General features: G+C 63.8%; 22 protein-coding genes. 13 read left to right on the forward strand and 9 right to left on the reverse strand.

What is annotated here, in order from left to right; all coding sequences use genetic code 11:
• Nucleotides 1–14 precede the first annotated feature (14 nt).
• The 5 genes from urtE to urtA all read right to left on the reverse strand — a co-directional run bounded on the left by urtE (nucleotide 15) and on the right by urtA (nucleotide 5,662).
• A complete protein-coding gene (gene urtE / locus IVB31_RS06680) occupies nucleotides 15–710 on the reverse strand; it encodes an urea ABC transporter ATP-binding subunit UrtE (RefSeq protein WP_247320081.1) in 696 nt (231 codons plus the stop codon).
• Nucleotides 711–713: 3 nt separating this feature from the next.
• The gene (urtD, locus tag IVB31_RS06685) at nucleotides 714–1,475 is read right to left on the reverse strand and encodes an urea ABC transporter ATP-binding protein UrtD (RefSeq protein ID WP_247320083.1); all 762 of its coding nucleotides are present in this window, start codon (nucleotides 1,473–1,475) and stop codon (nucleotides 714–716) included.
• A gap of 4 nt (nucleotides 1,476–1,479) precedes the next feature.
• Nucleotides 1,480–2,649, reverse strand: a complete 1,170-nt coding sequence (gene urtC, locus IVB31_RS06690; RefSeq protein WP_247320085.1) for an urea ABC transporter permease subunit UrtC — start codon at nucleotides 2,647–2,649, stop codon at nucleotides 1,480–1,482.
• Complete coding sequence (gene urtB, locus IVB31_RS06695; RefSeq protein ID WP_247320087.1) at nucleotides 2,646–4,256, reverse strand: urea ABC transporter permease subunit UrtB; 1,611 nt, start codon at nucleotides 4,254–4,256, stop codon at nucleotides 2,646–2,648. Before urtB ends, urtC begins: the two co-directional genes overlap by 4 nt.
• An 83-nt stretch (nucleotides 4,257–4,339) precedes the next feature.
• A complete protein-coding gene (gene urtA / locus IVB31_RS06700) occupies nucleotides 4,340–5,662 on the reverse strand; it encodes an urea ABC transporter substrate-binding protein (RefSeq protein ID WP_247320089.1) in 1,323 nt (440 codons plus the stop codon).
• Between the two features lie 481 nt (nucleotides 5,663–6,143).
• Here urtA and IVB31_RS06705 point away from each other — a divergent pair, with 481 nt between their 5' ends.
• The 3 genes from IVB31_RS06705 (at nucleotide 6,144) to IVB31_RS06715 (ending at nucleotide 8,501) form a co-directional block, all read left to right on the forward strand.
• Entirely contained in the window at nucleotides 6,144–7,709 is a 1,566-nt protein-coding gene (locus IVB31_RS06705) for a DEAD/DEAH box helicase (RefSeq protein WP_247320091.1), read from the forward strand.
• 23 nt (nucleotides 7,710–7,732) lie between these two features.
• Nucleotides 7,733–8,020, forward strand: coding sequence for a translation initiation factor IF-1 (gene infA, locus IVB31_RS06710; protein WP_007599789.1), 288 nt, complete (start codon nucleotides 7,733–7,735; stop codon nucleotides 8,018–8,020).
• Between the two features lie 268 nt (nucleotides 8,021–8,288).
• Nucleotides 8,289–8,501 carry a cold-shock protein gene (locus IVB31_RS06715; protein WP_247320093.1) on the forward strand — a complete coding sequence of 71 codons (213 nt, stop codon included), beginning with the start codon at nucleotides 8,289–8,291 and terminating at the stop codon, nucleotides 8,499–8,501.
• A gap of 100 nt (nucleotides 8,502–8,601) precedes the next feature.
• Here the strand turns inward: IVB31_RS06715 and IVB31_RS06720 are convergent, their stop codons facing one another.
• From IVB31_RS06720 to IVB31_RS06735, 4 genes are all read right to left on the reverse strand, one after another.
• Nucleotides 8,602–9,216: a TadE/TadG family type IV pilus assembly protein gene (locus IVB31_RS06720; protein ID WP_247320095.1), complete on the reverse strand. Its 615-nt coding sequence runs from the start codon at nucleotides 9,214–9,216 to the stop codon at nucleotides 8,602–8,604.
• 23 nt (nucleotides 9,217–9,239) lie between these two features.
• On the reverse strand, nucleotides 9,240–9,812 hold the full coding sequence (locus IVB31_RS06725; RefSeq protein ID WP_247320097.1) for a TadE/TadG family type IV pilus assembly protein: 573 nt from the start codon (nucleotides 9,810–9,812) through the stop codon (nucleotides 9,240–9,242).
• A gap of 226 nt (nucleotides 9,813–10,038) precedes the next feature.
• Nucleotides 10,039–10,536, reverse strand: a complete 498-nt coding sequence (locus IVB31_RS06730; RefSeq protein ID WP_247320098.1) for a pilus assembly protein N-terminal domain-containing protein — start codon at nucleotides 10,534–10,536, stop codon at nucleotides 10,039–10,041.
• A 153-nt stretch (nucleotides 10,537–10,689) separates the two neighbouring features.
• The gene (locus tag IVB31_RS06735) at nucleotides 10,690–11,517 is read right to left on the reverse strand and encodes a sterol desaturase family protein (RefSeq protein WP_247320100.1); all 828 of its coding nucleotides are present in this window, start codon (nucleotides 11,515–11,517) and stop codon (nucleotides 10,690–10,692) included.
• Nucleotides 11,518–11,777: 260 nt separating this feature from the next.
• Between IVB31_RS06735 and IVB31_RS06740 the strand changes: the two genes are divergently transcribed.
• The 10 genes from IVB31_RS06740 to IVB31_RS06785 all read left to right on the forward strand — a co-directional run bounded on the left by IVB31_RS06740 (nucleotide 11,778) and on the right by IVB31_RS06785 (nucleotide 20,700).
• A complete protein-coding gene (locus IVB31_RS06740; protein WP_247320102.1) occupies nucleotides 11,778–11,942 on the forward strand; it encodes a Flp family type IVb pilin in 165 nt (54 codons plus the stop codon).
• 68 nt (nucleotides 11,943–12,010) lie between these two features.
• Nucleotides 12,011–12,157 carry a hypothetical protein gene (locus IVB31_RS06745; RefSeq protein WP_247320103.1) on the forward strand — a complete coding sequence of 49 codons (147 nt, stop codon included), beginning with the start codon at nucleotides 12,011–12,013 and terminating at the stop codon, nucleotides 12,155–12,157.
• 123 nt (nucleotides 12,158–12,280) lie between these two features.
• Complete coding sequence (locus IVB31_RS06750) at nucleotides 12,281–12,805, forward strand: prepilin peptidase (protein ID WP_247320106.1); 525 nt, start codon at nucleotides 12,281–12,283, stop codon at nucleotides 12,803–12,805.
• Between the two features lie 127 nt (nucleotides 12,806–12,932).
• The gene (gene cpaB, locus IVB31_RS06755; RefSeq protein ID WP_247320108.1) at nucleotides 12,933–13,730 is read left to right on the forward strand and encodes a Flp pilus assembly protein CpaB; all 798 of its coding nucleotides are present in this window, start codon (nucleotides 12,933–12,935) and stop codon (nucleotides 13,728–13,730) included.
• 11 nt (nucleotides 13,731–13,741) lie between these two features.
• The gene (locus IVB31_RS06760; RefSeq protein ID WP_247320109.1) at nucleotides 13,742–15,217 is read left to right on the forward strand and encodes a type II and III secretion system protein family protein; all 1,476 of its coding nucleotides are present in this window, start codon (nucleotides 13,742–13,744) and stop codon (nucleotides 15,215–15,217) included.
• Nucleotides 15,218–15,234: 17 nt separating this feature from the next.
• On the forward strand, nucleotides 15,235–15,972 hold the full coding sequence (locus IVB31_RS06765) for a CpaD family pilus assembly protein (protein ID WP_247320111.1): 738 nt from the start codon (nucleotides 15,235–15,237) through the stop codon (nucleotides 15,970–15,972).
• Nucleotides 15,969–17,237, forward strand: a complete 1,269-nt coding sequence (locus tag IVB31_RS06770; protein WP_247320113.1) for an AAA family ATPase — start codon at nucleotides 15,969–15,971, stop codon at nucleotides 17,235–17,237. The genes IVB31_RS06765 and IVB31_RS06770 overlap by 4 nt, the downstream gene beginning before the upstream one ends.
• A gap of 21 nt (nucleotides 17,238–17,258) precedes the next feature.
• A complete protein-coding gene (locus IVB31_RS06775; RefSeq protein WP_247320125.1) occupies nucleotides 17,259–18,722 on the forward strand; it encodes a CpaF family protein in 1,464 nt (487 codons plus the stop codon).
• Nucleotides 18,723–18,738: 16 nt separating this feature from the next.
• A complete protein-coding gene (locus tag IVB31_RS06780; RefSeq protein ID WP_247320127.1) occupies nucleotides 18,739–19,716 on the forward strand; it encodes a type II secretion system F family protein in 978 nt (325 codons plus the stop codon).
• Between the two features lie 9 nt (nucleotides 19,717–19,725).
• Nucleotides 19,726–20,700: a type II secretion system F family protein gene (locus tag IVB31_RS06785; protein WP_247320129.1), complete on the forward strand. Its 975-nt coding sequence runs from the start codon at nucleotides 19,726–19,728 to the stop codon at nucleotides 20,698–20,700.
• The last annotated feature ends 1 nt before the right edge of the window (nucleotide 20,701 follow it).

A 20,701-nucleotide genomic window follows, 5' to 3' on the forward strand; every position in this document is an offset into this window, starting at 1 on the left:
CGCGGCAGAATGACTTACAGCGCCATCTGGCGGCTGATTTCGGCCGGGTCGAGATTGGAGCGGTCGCAGGTGAACTTCACCGCGCCGCGATCCATCACCGCAAAACTGTCGCCGAGTTCGCAGGCAAAGTCGAGATATTGTTCGACCAGCACGATGGCGATGTTGCCGAGATTGCGCAGATACGAGATGGCGCGGCCGATGTCCTTGATGATCGAGGGCTGGATGCCTTCAGTCGGCTCGTCGAGCAGTAGCAGCTTTGGCCGCATCACCAGCGCGCGCCCGATCGCGAGCTGCTGCTGCTGACCGCCGGAGAGATCGCCGCCGCGCCGGCCCAGCATGGATTGCAGCACCGGGAATAGCGAGAACACGTCGTCCGGGATGTGCCTGTCCTCGCGCTTGAGCGGACCGAAGCCGGTCTTGAGATTTTCCTCGACCGTCAGCAACGGAAAAATCTCGCGGCCCTGCGGCACGAAGCCGATGCCCTTGCGCGCCCGCTCGTAGGGCTTCAGGCCCGTGATGTCGCTGCCGTCGAGCACGATCGCGCCCGACGAGATCGGGTACTGCCCGACCATGGCGCGCAGGAGCGAGGTCTTGCCGACGCCGTTGCGTCCGAGCACGCAGGTGACCTTGCCCGGCTCGGCCGCGATCGACACGCCGCGCAGCGCCTGCGCCGCGCCGTAGAACAGGTTGATGTCCTTGACCTCAAGCATCGCTCAGCGCCCCAGATAGACTTCGATGACCCGCTCGTTGGACGAGACCTGGTCGATGGTACCCTCCGCGAGCACCGTGCCCTCATGCAGGCAGGTGACCTTGACACCGAGCTCGCGCACGAAGGTCATGTCGTGCTCGACCACCATCACGGTGTGGGTCTTGTTGATCTCTTTCAAAAGCTCCGCGGTGAGATGCGTCTCGACGTCGGTCATCCCTGCGACGGGCTCGTCGACAAGCAGCAGCTTCGGATCCTGCGCCAGCAGCATCCCGATCTCCAGCCATTGCTTCTGGCCGTGACTGAGGCTGCCGGCCAGCCGGTTGCGCGCCTCGGTGAGGCGGATCGTCTCCAGCACCTTGTCGATGCGTTCCGATTCCGGCTTGCTGCCGCGCCAGAACAGCGTGCCCTTGACGCTGTGATCGACATTGAGCGCGAGCAGGAGATTGTCCTGCACGGTCTGGCTCTCGAACACGGTCGGCTTCTGGAATTTACGGCCGATGCCGAGTTCCGCAATCCGGGTCTCGTCGAGGCGCGTCAGATCTGTGACGCCGTCGAACAGCACCGTGCCCTCGTCCGGCTTGGTCTTGCCGGTGATGATGTCCATCATCGTGGTCTTGCCGGCGCCGTTGGGGCCGATGACGGCACGCATCTCGCCGGGTTCGAGCGTCAGCGACAGATTGTTGATGGCGTGGAAGCCGTCGAACGAGACGTGCACGCCGTCGAGATAGAGCATTGCGGAGGTCGCGCGGGTGTCCATGACGTTCATCGCGCTACTCCGCCATCTTCGGTTCGGTGATGCCGTCTTTGGCGGCGGCGCTCGCCGCGGTCGCGGCGCCACGCTTTTCCTTCCACAAGTCCCACCATGCGTTGAAAGTGCCAACGATGCCCTTGGGAAGCAACAGCGTCACCAGGATGAACATCGCGCCCAGCATGAACAGCCAATACGGCGCGAGCACGCCCGAGGTGAAGACCGTTTTTGCGTAGTTGACGACGACGGCGCCAAGCGCGGCGCCGACCAGCGTGCCGCGGCCACCGACCGCAACCCAGATCACGGCCTCGATCGAATTTCCCGGCGCGAATTCGCTCGGGTTGATGATACCGACCTGCGGCACATAAAGCGCGCCGGCGACGCCGGCCATGCAAGCCGAGAGCGTGAACACGAACAGCTTGTAGGATTCGACGCGGTACCCGAGGAACCGGCTACGCGATTCCGCGTCACGGATTGCGATCAGCACCTTGCCGAGCTTGGAGGACACGATGGAACGGCAGATCAGGAAGCTCGCGATCAGCGCAAGACAGCTCAGCGCGAACAGCGCGGCACGGGTGCCCCCGGCCTGGACGTTGAAGCCCAGAATGTCCTTGAAGTCGGTCAGGCCGTTGTTGCCGCCGAAGCCGAAATCGTTGCGGAAGAAAGCGAGAAGCAGCGCGTACGTCATCGCCTGCGTGATGATCGACAGATAGACACCGGTAACGCGGGAGCGGAAGGCGAGCCATCCGAAGCAGAAGGCGAGCAGGCCGGGCACGACCAGCACCATCAGCGCCGCAAACCAGAACATGTCGAAGCCGTACCAGTACCAGGGTAGCTTCGAATAGTTAAGGAACACCATGAAGTCCGGCAGTATCGGGTTGCCATAGACGCCGCGGGCGCCGATCTGGCGCATCAGATACATGCCCATGGCGTAGCCCCCGAGCGCGAAGAATGCGCCGTGGCCGAGCGAGAGGATCCCGCAATAACCCCAGATCAGGTCGACCGAAAGCGCGAGAATTGCGTAGCAGACATATTTGCCCCAGAGCGCGACGAGATAGGTCGGCACCTGCAGGAACGAGCCCGCGGGCAGCAGCAGGTTGGAAAGCGGGATGAGGATGCCGCAGGCCGCGACGACGGCAAGGAAGATCGTCGCGCCGCGGTCCAGCGATCGCGTCAGCATGTGAGGGGTCATGCTTCCACCGCACGGCCCTTGAGCGCGAACAGGCCGCGCGGCCGCTTTTGAATGAACAGGATGATGAGAACGAGGATGGCGATCTTGCCGAGCACGGCGCCGGCGACCGGCTCCAGGAACTTGTTGGCGATGCCGAGCGTGAAGGCGCCGACCAGCGTGCCCCAAAGATTGCCGACGCCGCCGAACACCACGACCATGAAGCTGTCGATGATGTAGCTCTGGCCGAGATTGGGGCTGACATTGTCGATCTGCGACAGCGCCACGCCGGCGATGCCGGCAATGCCCGAACCAAGGCCGAAGGTCAGCGCGTCGACGCGCGAGGTCGCGATGCCCATCGATGCCGCCATGCGCCGGTTCTGCGTCACCGCGCGCATCTCGAGCCCGAGCGCCGTGTAGCGCAACATCGCGAGCAGGATCGCAAAGACGGCGAGCGTGAAGACGAGGATCCAGAGCCGGTTATAGGTGATGGTGATGTGGCCGAGCTCGAACGCGCCGCTCATCCAGGAGGGATTGCCGACCTCGCGGTTGGTCGGACCGAACATGGTGCGCACCGCCTGCTGGAGCACCAGCGACAGGCCCCAGGTCGCCAGCAGCGTCTCCAGCGGACGGCCGTAGAGGAAGCGGATAATGCTGCGCTCGATCAGGACGCCGAGGGCGCCGGCGACGACGAAGGCGAGCGGCACTGCGATCAACAGCGAATAGTCGAACAGGGCGGGATAACGGGTGCGGATCACCTCTTGCACCACGAAGGTGACGTAGGCCCCGATCATCACCATCTCGCCATGGGCCATGTTGATGACGCCCATCACGCCGAAGGTGATGGCGAGCCCGATCGCGGCGAGCAGCAGCACCGAGCCGAGCGAGAGGCCGTACCAGGCATTCTGCACGGTGGACCAGATCGCGAGCGAGCTCTGGATCGAAGCAATGGCGCTTGCGGCGGCCGTGGTCACGGACGCCGGCTGATCACTGCCGATGCCCGTGAGCATCGCCAGCGCTTCCTGATCACCGTGCGCCTTGATGGTGGCGACGGCCTCCAACTTCTCGACCTCGGTGGCGTCAGATTTAAACAGCAGGATCGCCGCACGCGCGTCGCCGAGCGCCGCCTTGGCAGACTTGTTGGTTTCCTTCGACAGAGCGGTGTTGACGGCGTCGAGCGCCGATTCTTCGTGCGACTTGAAGACGGACTGCGCGGCCTGGATGCGGGTCGTGACATCCGGCGACATCAGCGTCAGGGCACCGACCGCGGCGTCGACGCCGCGGCGCAGGCGGTTGTTGAGGCGGACCGCGCTCGCGCTGTCGGGAACGCTGGCCACCGCCTGGCCGGTCGCGGCGTCGATCGACTTGCCGTCGGCGCCGGTGACGTAAACCTTCTTGCTGTCCGGATCGGCCATGAGCCGGCCGTCCTGAAGGGCGCTGATGATCGGAAAAGCCAGCGCGTTGCCGCTGCTCGCAACCACGCCGATCGCCTCTTCCGTGTCGGAATAATCATCGTTGGCGAATTTGGCGACCGCATCCTCGAACGGACCGGCGAAGGCCGGCAGTGCGAACGCGATCAAAAACAACGAGAGCAGGAGCGAACAGAGACGGGCGGACAAATTGGCTGGCACTGTGAATGACCCCGGCAGAAATGGTGGAGAAGGCGGCGGGATAGCCGCCTTCTCCGGTCGTGCAGTAGAGCGTCAGCTCTGGATCAGGAGCCCGAACCGAGGCACTTGTTGGTCTTGGTGTTGAAGTTGCCGCACTTTTTGCCGACCCAGTCGCCGACCAGGTCCTTCGAGCCTTCCAGTTCCTTCGACCAGGCATCGCCGGCAACGAGACCCGGGGTCTTCCACACCACGTCGAACTGGCCATTGGCCTTGATTTCGCCGATGAACACCGGCTTGGTGATGTGGTGGTTCGGCAGCATCTTGGAGGTGCCGCCGGTCAGGTTCTTGGCTTCGATGCCCGGGAGAGCGTCGATCACCTTGTCCGCATCGGTCGACTTCACCTTCTCGACCGCCTTGACCCACATGTCGAAGCCGATGACGTGCGCTTCCATCGGATCGTTGGTCACGCGCTTCGGGTTCTTGGTGTAGGCCTGCCAAGCCTTGATGAACTTCTCGTTCTCCGGCGACTTGATCGACTGGAAGTAGTTCCATGCGGCGAGATGGCCAACCAGCGGCTTGGCGTCGATGCCGGCGAGTTCTTCCTCACCCACCGAGAACGCGACCACCGGGATGTCCTTGGCCTTGATGCCCTGGTTGCCGAGCTCCTTGTAGAAGGGAACGTTGGCGTCACCGTTGATGGTCGAGACCACGGCGGTCTTCTTGCCGGCCGAACCGAACTTCTTGATGTCGGCCACGATCGTCTGCCAGTCGGAATGACCGAACGGCGTGTAGTTGATCATGATGTCTTCCTGGGCGACACCCTTGGACTTCAGATAGGCTTCCAGGATCTTGTTGGTGGTACGCGGATAGACGTAGTCGGTGCCCGCGAGCACCCAGCGCTTCACCTTCTCGTCCTTCATCAGATAGTCGACGGCGGGGATCGCCTGCTGGTTCGGTGCGGCACCGGTGTAGAACACGTTGCGCTCGCTCTCCTCGCCCTCGTACTGCACGGGGTAGAACAGGATGCTGTTGAGCTCCTTGAACACCGGCAGCACCGACTTGCGCGACACCGAGGTCCAGCAGCCGAACACGACGGCGACCTTGTCCTTGGTGATCAGCTCGCGCGCCTTCTCGGCGAACCGCGGCCAGTCCGAAGCGGGATCGACGACGACGGCTTCGAGCTTCTTGCCGTTCACGCCGCCCTTCTTGTTCTGCTCGTCGATCAGGAAGAGGATGGTGTCCTTCAGCGTGGTTTCGCTGATGGCCATGGTGCCCGAGAGGGAGTGAAGGACGCCGACCTTGATGGTGTCGTCCGCGGCCTTTGCGCCGGAAATGGAAGCCAGACCGAGCATCAGTCCGGCAGTCGCGGCGAGAACGCCACGGCGGCTAAATGATGCCGCTATATCGTGAGTGGATTTGTTAAGCATGAGTGTCTCATCTCCCTGACGCAGACGTGAAAAAGACGCTGCGAAACGGCCCCACGGCCGCCTGCGATTAACGGATTCGCAAGAACCATGCCATGGATTGGACACCCATCAACACATTGATTTTATTTGATAAATCGACAGAAAACGAAGTCTCGCCACCGCTGCCTCGCCTAAACGTTAGGCAATTTAAATGTATGCGAAAGCGGCAAGCAGGTTATTTTCTGAGCAAATTGTGCACCCTGGCTAAATTTCCGGCATAACTATTTCTGCACCGCGATACCCGTTTGTGTCGGGATTGCCTTGAAAGCGCCGCCTCGATGTTCCATATGGGAGCCGAGGCCTCTTGCGAATCAAGAGACCGTTGCGAGCCGCGTGTTCTTAAGCCCTTACGGGCGTCTGGCTTGCCCCATCCCATCAAGCCATCCGACACCCCAAACACGCAGGTGTCCTTCTCGACACCCTTTTGCGCGCGCCGCGCCGAATGCGCCGGCCGCCCGCTTTTGACATGGAAAGAGCCCCTCTTTTGACTTCGTTTCAGGATTTCGGCCTCGCCGAACCCATCGCTCGTGCTCTCACTGAAGAGAACTACGCCACCCCCACCCCCATCCAGGCCCAGACGATTCCGACCGCGCTGACCGGCCGCGACGTCGTCGGCATCGCCCAGACCGGCACCGGCAAGACCGCATCCTTCGCGTTGCCGATCCTGCACCGCCTGCTCGAGAACCGCATCAAGCCGCAGCCGAAGACCACCCGCGTCCTGGTGCTGTCGCCCACGCGCGAGCTCTCCGGCCAGATCCTCGACAGCTTCAACGCCTATGGCCGCCACATCCGCCTGTCCTCGACGCTCGCCATCGGCGGCGTGCCGATGGGCCGTCAGGTCCGCTCGTTAATGCAGGGTGTCGAGGTGCTGGTCGCTACTCCCGGCCGCCTGCTCGACCTCGTACAGAGCAACGGACTGAAGCTCGGCAGCGTCGAATTCCTCGTGCTCGACGAGGCCGACCGCATGCTCGACATGGGCTTCATCAACGACATCCGCAAAATCGTCGCCAAGCTGCCGATCAAGCGGCAGACGCTGTTCTTCTCGGCCACCATGCCGAAGGACATCGCCGAGCTCGCTGACTCCATGCTGCGCGATCCCGCCCGCGTCGCGGTGACCCCGGTCTCCTCGACCGTGGAGCGCATTCAGCAGCGCATCATCCAGGTCGACTTCTCGGCCAAGCCGGCGTTCCTTGCCAAGCTGCTGAAGAACGAGCCGGTCAACCGCGCATTGGTTTTCACCCGGACCAAGCACGGCGCCGACAAGGTCGTGAAGACGCTTGAGAAGGCCGGCATTCCCGCCAGCGCCATCCATGGCAACAAGTCGCAGAACCATCGCGAGCGGACGCTCGCCCAGTTCCGCACTGGCGAGATCCGCACCCTGGTCGCCACCGACATCGCCGCCCGTGGCATCGATGTCGACGGCATCACCCACGTCATCAATTTCGACCTGCCCAACGTGCCCGAGACCTATGTGCACCGCATCGGCCGCACCGCGCGCGCCGGCGCCGAGGGCACCGCGATCTCGCTGGTCGCAGGCGGCGAGGAGCTCAGCTATCTCCGCGACATCGAGCGGCTGATCAAAGTGGCACTGCCGAAGGAGGACCTCCGCACCGACGCAGGCCGCCGCGATGCGGGTCCTCCCCCGACGCAGCAGCGACAGGGCCGGCCCGGCCGCCCGGGCCAGCGTCCGCAAGGTGCACGGCATGGCGACGGACGCCGTGCCGACGAAAGGCATGCCGACGGGCGTCACCACAGTGCCGGCAAGCAGGGCGAGGGACGGCATGGCGACGCCAGGCATGTTGACGGACGGCCTGGCACTGGCCCGAAAGCTTCGAAGGGACCTCGTCGCGGCCACTCCGGCGGAAAGGCGCATTCTTCGCCAAACGGCCGCCCAGAACAGCGTTCCGCGCATAGCGCCAGGGCATCTGATGGGATACAAGGCGTGGCCTTTTTGCGCCGCGAGAGTCGGCCGAACGGCCAACCGAACCGCAAACCCCATTCGCACTAGCCGTCCACGACCTGGAGAAATTCATGGCTAAGGAAGAGCTGATCCAGTTCGAAGGACTGGTCACCGAAATCCTCCCCGACGCGCGCTACCGCGTGCAGCTCGACGCCGGGCACGAAATCGTTGCCTACACCGCCGGCAAGATGAAGAAGAACCGCATCAAGACGCTGGCGGGCGACCGCGTGACAGTGGAGATGTCGCCCTACGACCTCGAAAAGGGCCGGCTGATTTTCCGCCACAAGGACGAACGCCCGAGCGGCATGGGCGGACCCCCGCGTCCAGGGCAGCGCGGTGGCCAGTTCCGCCGCCGCTGATCGGGGCTCGGCGCGCCAGCGCGGACGAAAAATTCTGACCTGTATGCTGATCCGCCGTGAACACCACGGCGGATCAAAAAATCGCGCGCGTCAGGATTGTTTTGAGGCCCTGTTTCCAATAAAATGAATTAATCGATTTTCGGCCGGACGACATTAGCATCCACCGGTACAGCCGGTTCAGACAAGCTGACGACCCTTCCAAAATTCGATCTAACCTGCCTGCGCGAGCGGGCTTTGACATTGTATTATCTGAGAAGGGACTACCCCCATGAGCATGGGAACCGTGAAGTGGTTTAACGCGACCAAAGGCTTCGGCTTCATTCAGCCCGACGACGGCGGCCAGGACGTGTTCGTCCACATCAGCGCCGTCGAGCGCGCTGGCCTCGGCACGCTGAACGAAGGCCAGAAGATCTCCTACGAGATCGTGGCCGACCGCCGTTCCGGCAAGTCGGCAGCGGACAACCTCCGCTCCGCCGGCTGAGCCTACCGCTTACGGCCCCGATCGGCTCGAGCGAACAAGTCAAAAGAAAAGGCCGGGCGCATGCCCGGCCTTTTTTCATTGCAGGACCTGCTCGCAGATTTCAGCAGGACGACGGTACATTGTTGTAAGGAACACAGGTGACCTGGCGCGGCCGCGTGTAGGAGACATCGCTCAGCGTTATGCTCGACTTCAACACGTAGCCCACCGAAGGCTTGTAGGCATAGCTCGCCTCGCTGAGGATGAGGTAGGTCGACGGAATCAGGAGCGGCGCGGGAATCATCGAGGTGACCTTGTCACCAGCCGTCCGGGCCGAGACCGTCAGCGTCGCCTGCGTCGCGCCGCTCGCAATGGTGCCGCCCTTGCTCCACTGCACCGTGGCGATGCTGTTGGTGTCGATATAGATCTGGGAGATCGCGCCTTTCACGAGCGAGGCGTCGTAAGGCATGATGATCGATATGCTTGCAGTGAACGTGTCCTGCATGTCGGTATCGGCGAGCATCGTCGATTGCGAGGTCAAATCGGACAGAGTCCGTGCAATCATCGTGATTTTCCGATCGATTGCCACGGCCGAGGAAAATTCGACAGTGCCGAAGAACATCACCAGCATCAGCGGCACGATCACCGCGAATTCGGTCGCGGCGAGCGCGCGCTTGTCGGCGACGAAGTCGCGCACGGAGCTACGGGCATTTCTCCAGATATTCACAATCGCCTGCATCGGTCCGCTCGGATCCATCTGTCTCAGAAGGGTTCATTCTTGAAGGCCGCGGTCGCCACCAGCAGCCGCTTGTTGCTGCACCCCATGTTGAAGCCGAGGCCGGTGACGAAGAGCGGCCACTGATAGAACAGCCGCACCACGACGACCTGGCCGGCGGTCCCGGCACCGTACTGTACGCCGGTTGGGTTGAAGCTGCAGGAATCGCCGTAGTTGACGAGGCTTAGCGCTCCGAAGGAGTTCGTGCTCACGACGTCGACGTAGAGCTTGCTGCAATCAAAGAGCGCCGGGATCTGGCTACAGACGTAAGTCTTGAACGTCGCTTGCGAGCAGGGCGTGCTCACACCAGACACCGCGCAGGCGGTCACCGAACCGGATTGCGCCTGCCCGGTCAGCAACACGCGCGCGGAATTCTGGGTGATGGTCTCGAGCACCTGGCTCGCGAAGAACATCAGCGCCGTCTCGATGATGGCGAACAGCAGCCCGAAGAAGATCGGTGCGACCAGCGCGAATTCGACGGCCGCGGAGCCGCGGCGGCTGCCGCGAAACCGGCGTAGCGCGGCGAGGAGCGTGAACCTCTTAGGTGCAGGCGATGGCATCAAATTCCCCAGCAGAGGCGATCATCTGCCCCATTCAGTAGCGGAAACTGATTGTTTAAGTGTTTCAAGCGATCCGCACCCGACGGCCCGCACCGTTAAGGGTGCGCTAACCACGAACGTCCCGAGGCACGACGAGAAGAACTCAGCCCGCGCACGCGCGGCTGCCGGAGCGGGACCAGACGGTCCTTCCCGGGCAGACCCGCCATTGGTTTGCCAGTTGGTCTTGTTAGTTGGTTTTGGCGCCTGCGCCGGCACTGCCGCTGGCCGTGCTGCTCAGCGAACCGGCCTGGTTCATCGTGTTGTTGAAGTAGGCATCGCTGTCGCCGAGCGTCACGCGGCGCTGGCAAAGCGGCGCGCAGCTATAGGACTCGCGCTCGATCCCGCGATAGACGGTGACGAGCCGGTCGCTCGGACCTTCGACCTGGATCTGGCGGTCGACCAGGATCTCGCCGCCCCGGTCGAGCGCGATGAAATTGGTGGCGCCATAGCCTTTTCCGGTCACGACGATCATGCCGCCGGGCTGGAGCGTGACGTCGGCGATCATGGGATTGCCGACCACGATGGTCGCCACCTTGCCGGGCAGGCGCACCAGCTTGGCCTGATCGACATTGACGGCGATGGTATCGGCAGTCGGCTCGGCAAGGCCGGCGGCCGGCGATGCCAGCACCGCGGCCGCAACGAGAAGACAGACGCGCGCATGGCCGCGCAGCACTTGTTTACGCATACTCTTACCCCCGGGACGTCACAAACCGGCAGAAGCGATCAGATACAGCCGAGCCGGTGCCCGACCCCGCTAACCTGCCCTCAATTCGTGAACGTTCCGCAAATTCGCCGACTATTGTTTGAACGGACTGGCGTTTTGCGGCCTTCGAGGACCTTAGCGGCGGAACGGATAGGCAAGCTGCCCTCCGATCTCCTTCGGCATGGTGGCTTCGTCCTTGCCGTAGTCCTGCGGTAGTTCTCCCTCGGGCATGCGGAAGGTACCGAACAGCACGTCCCAGATCGGGAACGTGCCGGCAAAATTGGTGTCGCCGCCCTCTGCGAGCGAGGTGTGGTGCCAGCGGTGGAACACCGGCGTCGCCAGCAAATATCTGAACGGCCCGAAGGTCCAGTTCAGGTTGGCGTGCACGAAGGCCGAATGGAAGGTGGTGAACGGGCCGAGCCAGATCATGACGTTCGGCGAAATGCCGGCCATCAGCAGCACGACGTCGACCGCGATCGTGCCGAGCACGAGATTGACGGGATGAAAGCGGGCCGCCGAGATCCAGCTTATCTCCTCCGAGGAGTGATGGATCGCGTGGTACTTCCAGAAGCCGCCACCATGGAACAGCCGGTGCAGCCAGTACAGCATGAAATCGGACAGGACCAGGAACAGTACGGCCTGGACCCAGAGCGGCAATAGCGACAGCGGACCGTGGCCATTGTCGTAGAAGGCGATGAGCTCGTCGGCATCATGGATGTTGAAGAGGAGGCTCGCGCCAACGATCATAAGTCCGATCCGCATGATGCGCGCGAACACCGGAACGAAGAACCAATAGCAGATGTCGGTGACGATCTCCCGCTTGCGCCACCACGGCACGCCGGCATTGCAGGCCCAGAAATGCTCGAGCGCAGTGAAGACCACCGCGAGCGCGAAGGTCGTGGGAACCACCTTCGCGATGGTCTCGCCGAGCATCAGGGCGACTTCCATGGGCAGGCTCGACATCGTCGCCTCTCTTGCGAATTTCGGGTCCCGCCTAGGCCTACTCCGCTAAATTTAAGGGACGGTGAAGCCGGCACTGTGCTTGCAGCACATCCGGAACCGGAGTGAATCGCGGATGCCGCCTTAAGGCGAAATTCACTCTGGCCAGCGCGAAGCGGGTTTGCCCGGTCGAGTTAACTCTCCCGAAAGAGCTCGGCTCTCATGGTCATTGCGTCAAGCACAGCGCCGAACGAGGCGATCCCACCCCAGATGGAGTTTTGTTCATGAAGAACCTGATTGCGCGTTTCGCGAAGGATGAATCCGGCGCCACCGCCATTGAATACGGCCTGATCGCCGCCGGCATCGCGCTGGCGATCATCACCGTCGTCAACCAGCTCGGCGGCACGCTGAACACCAAGTTCACCTCGATCCAGACCAGCCTCAAGTAAGGCCGGTCGAACGACGGCAAAAGCCCCGGACCTCCGGGGCCTTTGTTTTTTGAAGACGGCGAGTTCCGGTGGCGTTGCGCAAGTACAGAACCGATGCCGCAGTCGCGGCGGACGACGTGGAGGCGGCGCAGGCCAGCTCGCCGGCGTATTGGGTCTGCCTTGCGCTCCTGCTTGCGACGGCCGCGCTCGCAGCACGCATTGCCAGCCTCTGGTAATCACGCTTTCGGCGGTTCCGCCTCTCTCGAGGCCGCTGCCGCCGTTGTCGGTTTGTTTAGCACTGCCGGCTAGCATCCGGCGACGCCAGCTCCGCGGCAAATCCAGGCCTCAAGACGCAACCCATGATCCTTGACCTTGCGCGCCTTCTGCTCTTCCCGGCCCTGATGGCGTTTGCCGCCGCGAGCGATCTCTTCACGATGACGATTTCGAATCGCGTCTCGCTGGCGCTGGTCGCGGGTTTCTTCGCGCTCGCTGTCGCCGGTGGCATGGCACCTTACGAGATGCTGAGCCATGTCGGCGCCGGCGCGCTGGTCCTGGTCGTGGCCTTTGCCTGCTTCGCAATGGGCTGGATGGGCGGCGGCGACGCCAAGGTCGCGGCTTCGGTCGCGCTCTGGTTCGGCTTCGCGCAATTGATGAATTTCCTGCTCTACGCTTCGCTGTTCGGCGGAGCGCTGACGCTGCTCCTGCTCCAGTTCCGGCAATGGCCGTTGCCATACGGGCTGGCTGGCCAGGCCTGGCTGGCACGGCTGCACGACAAGGAGAGCGGTATCCCGTACGGCATCGCGCTCACGATCGGCGCACTGATGGTCTATCCGGAGACCGAATGGGTGAAGGCGATCGACCTCGCCCACCTCGCACTGCGCTGAACGCACGGGGTAAACCCGGCGTTAAGGCGATTTAGATACGCCTCATTAACCATGCTTTGACGAATAGCTGGTCAACTGCCGATTACGGCGGCGGCAGCGTCGCGGCGTTTTGTGGAAAGTGAAGCGTATGAATAGGGCACGCATAGTCGTCCTGACGGCCGCCATCTGCGCCGGCGGCGTCGCCGCGTACCTGGCGAGCGGATCGGACTCTGCGCCGCCTCCGGCGGCTCCGGTCGCGCAGCTTCCGACCGTCGACGTCCTGGTCGCTAAGAACGATATCGGCCTCGGCCAGACCGTGAAACCGGAAGACGTGCAATGGCAGACCTGGCCGTCTGCCACCGCCAGCGCCACTTTCATCCGCCGCAACGAGCGCCCCGAGGGCGTGACCCAGGTCACCGGCTCGATCGCGCGCGCCCCCTTCATCCAGGGGGAGCCGATGCGCGACCAGAAGCTGGTCAAGGCCGAAGGCTCCGGCTTTATGGCGGCGATCCTGCCGACCGGCATGCGGGCGATCTCGACCGAAATCTCGCCGGAGACCGGCGCAGGCGGGTTCATCCTGCCCAACGACCGCGTCGACGTGCTTCTGACGCGCCGCCTCAAGAACCCCGACCAGAGTCCCGGCGCCCAGGACATCGTCACGTCCGAGATCATCCTGGCCAATATTCGCGTCCTGGCCATCGATCAGGCGCCGAGGGAGAAGGACGGCCAGAACGCGGTGGTCGGCAAGACCGTCACCCTCGAGCTCAATCCCGGGCAGACCGCGACGCTCTCCGCCGCGCGCCAGAGTGGCACGCTGTCGCTGGCGCTGCGCAGCATAGTCGATGTCAAGCTGAGCGAGATCACGCTCGATGAATCCGCGCAGAAGCGCGACGGTGTCTCGATCATTCGCTACGGCATCCCAAGCTCGACGGCGAAGCCACGATGAGGACTGACGATATGAAATGCAGGGCGGAGTTGACGACGATGCGAACCTCGATGGTCCGCGCCCTGTCGTTTTCGGCTGCCGTCGCGCTCGCGCTCAACCCGGTGCTGACACCCGTGGTCGCCGCCGACTATCGCCCTGTGGCGCAGGCCGCGGCCGACGGTCAGATGAACGCGCGCTTTCTCTCGCTCGGCGTCGGCAAGTCCATCGTCATCGACCTTCCGCGCGATATCAAGGACGTGCTGGTCGCTGATCCCAAGATCGCCAATGCGGTCGTCCGCTCGGCTCAGCGCGCCTACATCATCGGCGCCACGGTCGGCCAGACCAACATCGTGTTCTTCGATTCCGCCGGTCAGCAGATCGCGGCCTATGACATCGCGGTCAAGCGCGACCTCAACGGCGCGCGGGCCGCTCTGAAGCAAATCCTCCCCAATTCAGACATCCAGATCGACGGGCTGGGCGACGGCATCATCCTGACCGGCACGGCCGCCAACCCGGCCGAAGCCCAGCAGGCCAACGATCTCGCCTCGCGCCTCGCCGGCAGCTCCGACAAGGTCGTGAACTCGATCGTGGTCCGCGGCCGCGACCAGGTCATGCTCAAGGTGACGGTCGCCGAAGTCGCGCGCAGCATCGTCAAGCAGCTCGGCATCGACCTCACCGCCAACCTCAACTACGGCACCTCGGTCGTCAGCTTCAGCAATTCCAATCCGTTCACGGCTCTCGGCCGCAACCTCGTCGACGGCAACAACCTGACGACGAAATTCGGCGCGACCCCGTCGGTGCAGGCCACCCTGCGTGCGATGGAAACCGCGGGCGTGATCCGCACGCTGGCCGAGCCGAACCTGACCGCGATCTCCGGTGAATCGGCAACGTTCATAGCCGGCGGCGAATTCCCGGTGCCCGCGGGCTATGCTTGCGACCCCACCACGCACGTCTGTACCACCCAGATCAGCTTCAAGAAGTTCGGCATCTCGCTCAACTTCACCCCCGTCGTCCTGACCGAGGGCAAGATCAGCCTGCGGGTGATGACCGAGGTCTCGGAGCTCTCAAACGAAAATGCGATCACGCTGTCCCAGGCCGTGACCTCGACTTCGGTGAACTCGCTGACGGTGCCCTCGATCAAGACCCGCCGCGCCGAGACGTCGCTGGAAATTCCCTCCGGCGGCGCGATGGCGATGGCCGGCCTGATCCAGCAGCAGACCAAGCAGGCGGTCAGCGGACTGCCGGGCCTGATGCAGCTCCCGATTCTCGGCACGCTGTTCCGCAGCCGCGACTTCGTCAACAACACGACCGAGCTGGTCGTGATCGTAACGCCCTATATCGTTCGGGCCGTTGCGCAAAAGGACCTCTCGCGGCCGGATGATGGCTTCTCCGCGCCTGCGGATCCGCAGGCCGAGCTGCTCGGCAACATCAACCGCATCTACGGTGTGCCCGGCCGGACCGAACCGGCCAAGAACTACCGCGGCACCTACGGCTTCATCACCGACTGAGGCGGAACGGGGACTTCATGAAGATCACAAGACCACCCCAGATTCGCAGACGCGCCATCCGCCTCGGTGGCGCGCTCGTCGGCATGGCGCTCGCCCTTGGCGGCTGCCAGCACGACGAAGCGGCGACGGCCTCGATTCCCGACGACTACAAGCAGCGCCATCCGATCGCGATCGAGGAGCAGAACCGCTCCATCGTCGTCTTCGTCGGCCATGCCCGCGGCGGATTGACCGCCGCCCAGCGCGCCGACGTGATGGGCGTTGCATCGGCCTGGCTGCACGAAGGCACCGGGGCGATCCGGATCGACGTGCCGTCCGGCACGCCCAATGCGCGTCCGGTCGCGGACACGATGCGTGAAATCCAGGCGATGCTGTCGGCGGCGGGCGTTCCGCCGCGCGGCGTCAGCGCGCGCACTTATCAGCCGGAAGACAAGCGCTTCCTGCCGCCGATCCGGCTCACCTATTCCAAGATCGCCGCGGTCGCGGGTCCCTGCGGTCTGTGGCCCGAGGACATCGGCCCTTCGATGAAGAACAAGAGCTGGTTCGAGAACAAGGACTATTACAATTACGGCTGCGCTTATCAGCGCAACCTCGCGGCGATGGTCGACAATCCGTCGGATCTCGAGCAGCCGCGGCCCGAAACGCCGGTCTACACGGCGCGGCGCACCGCCGCATTCGAGAAGTATCGTAAGGGAATGTCGACGGGGATCACCTATCCTGAGGCCGACAGGGCCAAACTCAGCGACACCGGCAGATGATCAGCTACGCTCGCCAGTCCCAAGAAGAGCAGCCTGAGGCATCTCTCCCGCCGGTCGAGGAGCATATTGCGCCCGCGCCGCGCGTCTCGGTCCAGGCTTTCTGCGAGAGCGTGGAAACGGCTGCCGCCGTGCAGTCGGCCGGCGAGGATCGCCGTCTCGGCAAGGCCCATCTGAAGATCCAGATGGGCGGTATGGCGGCTGCGATCGAGGCCTACCGCTCGGCGCCCACGCCGAACGTGATCGTGATCGAGAGCGACGGCCGCAACGACCTCCTGGGCGGGCTCGACCATCTCGCAACCGTCTGCGACGCCGGCACCCGCGTGGTCGTGATCGGCCGCATCAACGATGTCACGCTCTACCGCGAGTTGGTGCGCCGCGGCGTCAGCGACTACGTGCTGGCCCCGGTCGGCGCGATCGACGTCGTGCGCTCGATCTGCAACCTGTTCTCGGCTCCGGAAGCCAAGGCGGTCGGCCGCATCATCGCCGTGGTCGGGGCCAAGGGCGGCGTCGGCGCTTCGACCATCTCCCACAACGTCGCCTGGGCGATCGCGCGCGATCTCGCGATGGATTCGGTCGTCGCCGACCTCGACCTCGCTTTCGGCACCGCCGGGCTCGACTACAACCAGGACCCGCCGCAGGGCATTGCCGACGCCGTGTTCTCCCCCGATCGCGTCGACACCGCCTTCATCGACCGCCTGCTATCGAAATGCACCGACCACCTCAGCCTGCTGGCGGCGCCGGCGACGCTCGACCGGGTCTATGATTTCGGCGTCGACGCCTTCGATTCCGTGTTCGACACGCTGCGCTCCACCATGCCCTGCATCGTGCTCGACGTTCCGCACCAATGGTCGGGCTGGACCAAGCGCGCTTTGATCGGGGCGGACGACATCCTGATCGTGGCGGCGCCTGATCTCGCCAATTTGCGCAACACCAAGAACCTGTTCGATCTGCTGAAGGCCGCGCGCCCCAACGACCGGCCGCCGTTGTACTGCCTGAACCAGGTCGGCGTGCCGAAACGGCCCGAAATCGCTGCCGCGGAGTTCGCCAAGGCGATCGAGAGCCAGCCGGTGGTCTCGATCCCGTTCGAGCCGCAGATCTTCGGCTCGGCGGCGAACAACGGCCAGATGATCGCGGAGATCTCCGCCAACCACAAGTCGATCGAGATGTTCCTTCAGATTGCCCAGCGCCTGACCGGCCGCAGCGAGACGAAGAAACAAAAGTCGTCCTTGCTTTCACCCCTGATTGATAAGTTGCGCGGAAAATAAGCCGCCGCATGGAGTCGTTAAGTGTTCGGTAAGCGTAGCGGAACAGACACCGATACTCGGGCTCCCAAGCCCGGCGCCGTGTCGCCAGAGCCAGCACAGGCTCCGGCGCCCGCGGTGTCGCGCGCGCCGCCCCCGCCGGCGGTCGCCTCGCCGCCGCTTGCTCCGGCAAAGCCTGCGCCGACCATCGAATCCCGCCGCTCGGACAATTACTACGAGGTCAAAGCGACGATCTTCGGCGCGCTGATCGAAGCCATCGATCTGGCACAGCTCGCCAAGCTGGACTCCGAATCCGCGCGCGAGGAAATTCGCGACATCGTCAACGAGATCATCGCGATCAAGAACATCGTGATGTCGATCGCCGAGCAGGAAGAGCTGCTCGACGACATCTGCAACGACGTTCTCGGTTACGGCCCGCTCGAGCCGCTGTTGTCGCGCGACGACATCGCCGACATCATGGTCAACGGCGCCAACACCGTCTACATCGAAGTCAACGGCAAGATCCAGCGCACCGGCATCCGCTTCCGAGACAACCAGCAGCTGCTCAATATCTGCCAGCGCATCGTCAGCCAGGTCGGCCGGCGCGTCGACGAATCCTCGCCGATCTGCGACGCGCGCCTCGCCGACGGCTCCCGCGTCAACGCCATCGTGCCCCCGCTGTCGATCGACGGGCCCACGCTCACCATCCGAAAATTCAAGAAGGACAAGCTGACGCTCGACCAGCTCGTCAAGTTCGGCGCGATCTCGCCGGAAGGCGCCGAAATCCTGCAGATCATCGGCCGTGTCCGCTGTAATGTGCTGATCTCCGGCGGTACGGGCTCCGGCAAGACCACGCTGCTCAACTGCCTGACCAACTATATCGAGCACGACGAGCGCGTCATCACCTGCGAAGACGCCGCCGAGCTCCAGCTCCAGCAGCCTCATGTGGTGCGGCTGGAAACCCGCCCGCCCAACATCGAGGGCGAGGGCCAGGTCACCATGCGCGAACTCGTGCGCAACTGCCTGCGTATGCGTCCCGAGCGCATCATCGTCGGCGAGGTCCGCGGACCCGAGGCTTTCGACCTGCTCCAGGCCATGAACACCGGCCATGACGGCTCGATGGGCACCCTGCACGCCAACAATCCGCGCGAGGCGCTGTCGCGCTGCGAATCCATGATCACGATGGGCGGCTTCTCCCTGCCTTCGCGCACCATCCGCGAGATGATCTGCGCCTCGATCGACGTCATCGTCCAAGCCGCGCGCCTGCGCGACGGCTCGCGCCGCATCACCCACATCACCGAGGTGATGGGCATGGAAGGCGACACCATCATCACCCAGGACGTCTTCCTCTACGACATGGTCGGCGAGGATGCCAACGGCAAGATCATCGGCCGGCACCGCTCGACCGGGATCGGCCGCCCGAAATTCTGGGAGCGCGCCCGCTATTACGGCGAAGAGAAGCGCCTTGCCGCGGCGCTCGACGCCGCGGAAGTGGCGCCGACGACGTGAGCAGGTCAGCACAGCCATGAACATGCAAGTCCTTGCCCTCGCCTTCCTCGCCACCGCCACCGTCGGCGGCCTCGCCTGGGTCTTCCTCTATCCCATGCTGTCCGGGGAACGGAAGGCGGAGAGCCGCCGCGCCTCGATCTCGCGCGCGGAGGCGCCCACGACCCGCCAGGCCGAGAAGACGCAGCGCTCGCGCCGCGAGCAGGTCGAGACCTCGCTCAAGGATCTCGAGGCACGGCGCCAGCAGGAGAAGAGCGTACCGCTCAGTGTTCGCCTGTCGCAGGCCGGCCTCGACTGGGCGCCGCAGAAATTCTGGATCGTGTCCGCCGTCGTGGCGGGCGTGCTGTTCGCAGTCGCCTTGTTCGTCGGCGGCGGCCTGCTCGGCGCCGGCGGCCTTGCCTTTGCCGGCGGCTTCGGCCTGCCGCGCTGGGCGCTGGGCTTCCTGAAGAAGCGCCGCGAAAACAAGTTCCTGGCGGCGTTGCCCGACGCTGTCGACGTCATCGTCCGCGGCATCAAGGCGGGCCTGCCGCTGTTCGAATCGATCAAGGTCGTCGCCGCCGACGCGCCCGAACCGCTGCGCAGCGAATTCCTCCAGATCATCGAGACGCAGGCGATCGGCATGCCGCTCGGCGAGGCCTGCACGCGACTCTACGATCGCATGCCGCTGCCCGAGGCCAATTTTTTCGGTATCGTCATCTCGATCCAGCAGAAATCGGGCGGCAACCTCTCCGAAGCGCTCGGCAACCTCTCCAGGGTGCTGCGCGACCGCAAGAAGATGAAAGAGAAGATCCAGGCGATGTCGATGGAGGCCAAGGCCTCGGCCGGCATCATCGGCTCGCTGCCGCCTATCGTGATGTTTCTCGTCTACCTCACGACGCCGCAATACATCTCGCTGCTTTGGACTCATCCCACCGGCCAGCTCATGCTGGTCGGCTGCGTCGTCTGGATGTCGGTCGGCATCATGGTGATGAAGAAGATGATCAACTTCGACTTCTGATGGTGCCTCATGGTAGAGTTCCTCGTTTCGAGACTTCACGACGTCCGCTTCATGACCATGATGCTGGCGGCCATCGCCGCCAGCGCCACCGTCTATACGCTGGTGATGCCGCTGTTCGCCGGCGAGGGCCTCTCCAAGCGCATGAAGGCGGTGGCGAACGAACGTGAGCGCATCCGGCAGCGCGAGCGCGAGCGCCTCCACAAGAGCGAAAAGGTCTCGCTGCGCCAGACGCCGAAGCAGCTCGTCTCGAAGGTCGTCGACGACTTCAACCTGACCAAATGGCTCGCGCAGGAAGCCGCGCGGGACAAGCTCATCATGGCGGGCTATCGCGGCCAGGCGCCCTACATCACCTTCCTGTTTGCCCGCCTGGTGGCCCCGATCGTGTTGTTCGCCGGCTCGGTCATCTACGTGTTCCTGATCGCCCATCTGGAGAAGTCGATGCCGATCAAGATCGGCATCTGCGTCGGCGCGGCCTATCTCGGCCTTCAGGCGCCGATGCTGTTCCTCAGGAACGCGATCTCCAAGCGCCAGCTCTCGATCAAGCGCGCCTTTCCCGATGCGCTCGACCTGCTCCTGATCTGCATCGAATCCGGCATGTCGGTCGAGATGGCGTTCCGGAAGGTCGCGGTCGAAATCGTTGGCCAGTCGATCGCGCTGTCGGAGGAGTTCACCCTGACCACGGCCGAGCTGTCCTATTTGCAGGATCGCAAGGTCGCCTATGAGAACCTGGCGCGGCGCACCGGGCTCGAGGGCGTCAAGTCGGTATGTCTCGCGCTCCAGCAGGCGGAGCGTTACGGCACCCCGCTCGGCCAATCCTTGCGCGTCATGGCGCAGGAAAACCGCGACATGCGCATGAACGAAGCCGAGAAGAAGGCCGCCGCACTGCCGCCGAAGCTGACAGTGCCGATGATCCTGTTCTTCCTGCCGGTGCTGTTCGTCGTCATTCTCGGACCGACCGGCATCAAGATCACCGAGATGCAGTGAC

The sequence above is a fragment of the Bradyrhizobium sp. 21 genome, from assembly GCF_023073335.1.
In the GTDB taxonomy this organism is placed as follows: domain Bacteria; phylum Pseudomonadota; class Alphaproteobacteria; order Rhizobiales; family Xanthobacteraceae; genus Bradyrhizobium.

Coding starts and splice junctions, on each gene's coding strand:
- IVB31_RS06760 (WP_247320109.1), top strand. CDS start 13,742: ATGAAATGCAGGGCGGAGTTGACGACGATGCGAACCTCGATGGTCCGC.
- IVB31_RS06715 (WP_247320093.1), top strand. CDS start 8,289: ATGAGCATGGGAACCGTGAAGTGGTTTAACGCGACCAAAGGCTTCGGC.
- IVB31_RS06765 (WP_247320111.1), top strand. CDS start 15,235: ATGAAGATCACAAGACCACCCCAGATTCGCAGACGCGCCATCCGCCTC.
- urtC (WP_247320085.1), bottom strand. CDS start 2,649: ATGACCCCTCACATGCTGACGCGATCGCTGGACCGCGGCGCGACGATC.
- IVB31_RS06750 (WP_247320106.1), top strand. CDS start 12,281: ATGATCCTTGACCTTGCGCGCCTTCTGCTCTTCCCGGCCCTGATGGCG.
- IVB31_RS06730 (WP_247320098.1), bottom strand. CDS start 10,536: ATGCGTAAACAAGTGCTGCGCGGCCATGCGCGCGTCTGTCTTCTCGTT.
- IVB31_RS06740 (WP_247320102.1), top strand. CDS start 11,778: ATGAAGAACCTGATTGCGCGTTTCGCGAAGGATGAATCCGGCGCCACC.
- IVB31_RS06720 (WP_247320095.1), bottom strand. CDS start 9,216: ATGCAGGCGATTGTGAATATCTGGAGAAATGCCCGTAGCTCCGTGCGC.
- IVB31_RS06705 (WP_247320091.1), top strand. CDS start 6,144: ATGCGCCGGCCGCCCGCTTTTGACATGGAAAGAGCCCCTCTTTTGACT.
- IVB31_RS06785 (WP_247320129.1), top strand. CDS start 19,726: ATGGTAGAGTTCCTCGTTTCGAGACTTCACGACGTCCGCTTCATGACC.
- urtE (WP_247320081.1), bottom strand. CDS start 710: ATGCTTGAGGTCAAGGACATCAACCTGTTCTACGGCGCGGCGCAGGCG.
- IVB31_RS06780 (WP_247320127.1), top strand. CDS start 18,739: ATGAACATGCAAGTCCTTGCCCTCGCCTTCCTCGCCACCGCCACCGTC.
- IVB31_RS06725 (WP_247320097.1), bottom strand. CDS start 9,812: ATGCCATCGCCTGCACCTAAGAGGTTCACGCTCCTCGCCGCGCTACGC.
- IVB31_RS06770 (WP_247320113.1), top strand. CDS start 15,969: ATGATCAGCTACGCTCGCCAGTCCCAAGAAGAGCAGCCTGAGGCATCT.
- urtD (WP_247320083.1), bottom strand. CDS start 1,475: ATGAACGTCATGGACACCCGCGCGACCTCCGCAATGCTCTATCTCGAC.
- urtA (WP_247320089.1), bottom strand. CDS start 5,662: ATGCTTAACAAATCCACTCACGATATAGCGGCATCATTTAGCCGCCGT.
- IVB31_RS06735 (WP_247320100.1), bottom strand. CDS start 11,517: ATGTCGAGCCTGCCCATGGAAGTCGCCCTGATGCTCGGCGAGACCATC.
- cpaB (WP_247320108.1), top strand. CDS start 12,933: ATGAATAGGGCACGCATAGTCGTCCTGACGGCCGCCATCTGCGCCGGC.
- infA (WP_007599789.1), top strand. CDS start 7,733: ATGGCTAAGGAAGAGCTGATCCAGTTCGAAGGACTGGTCACCGAAATC.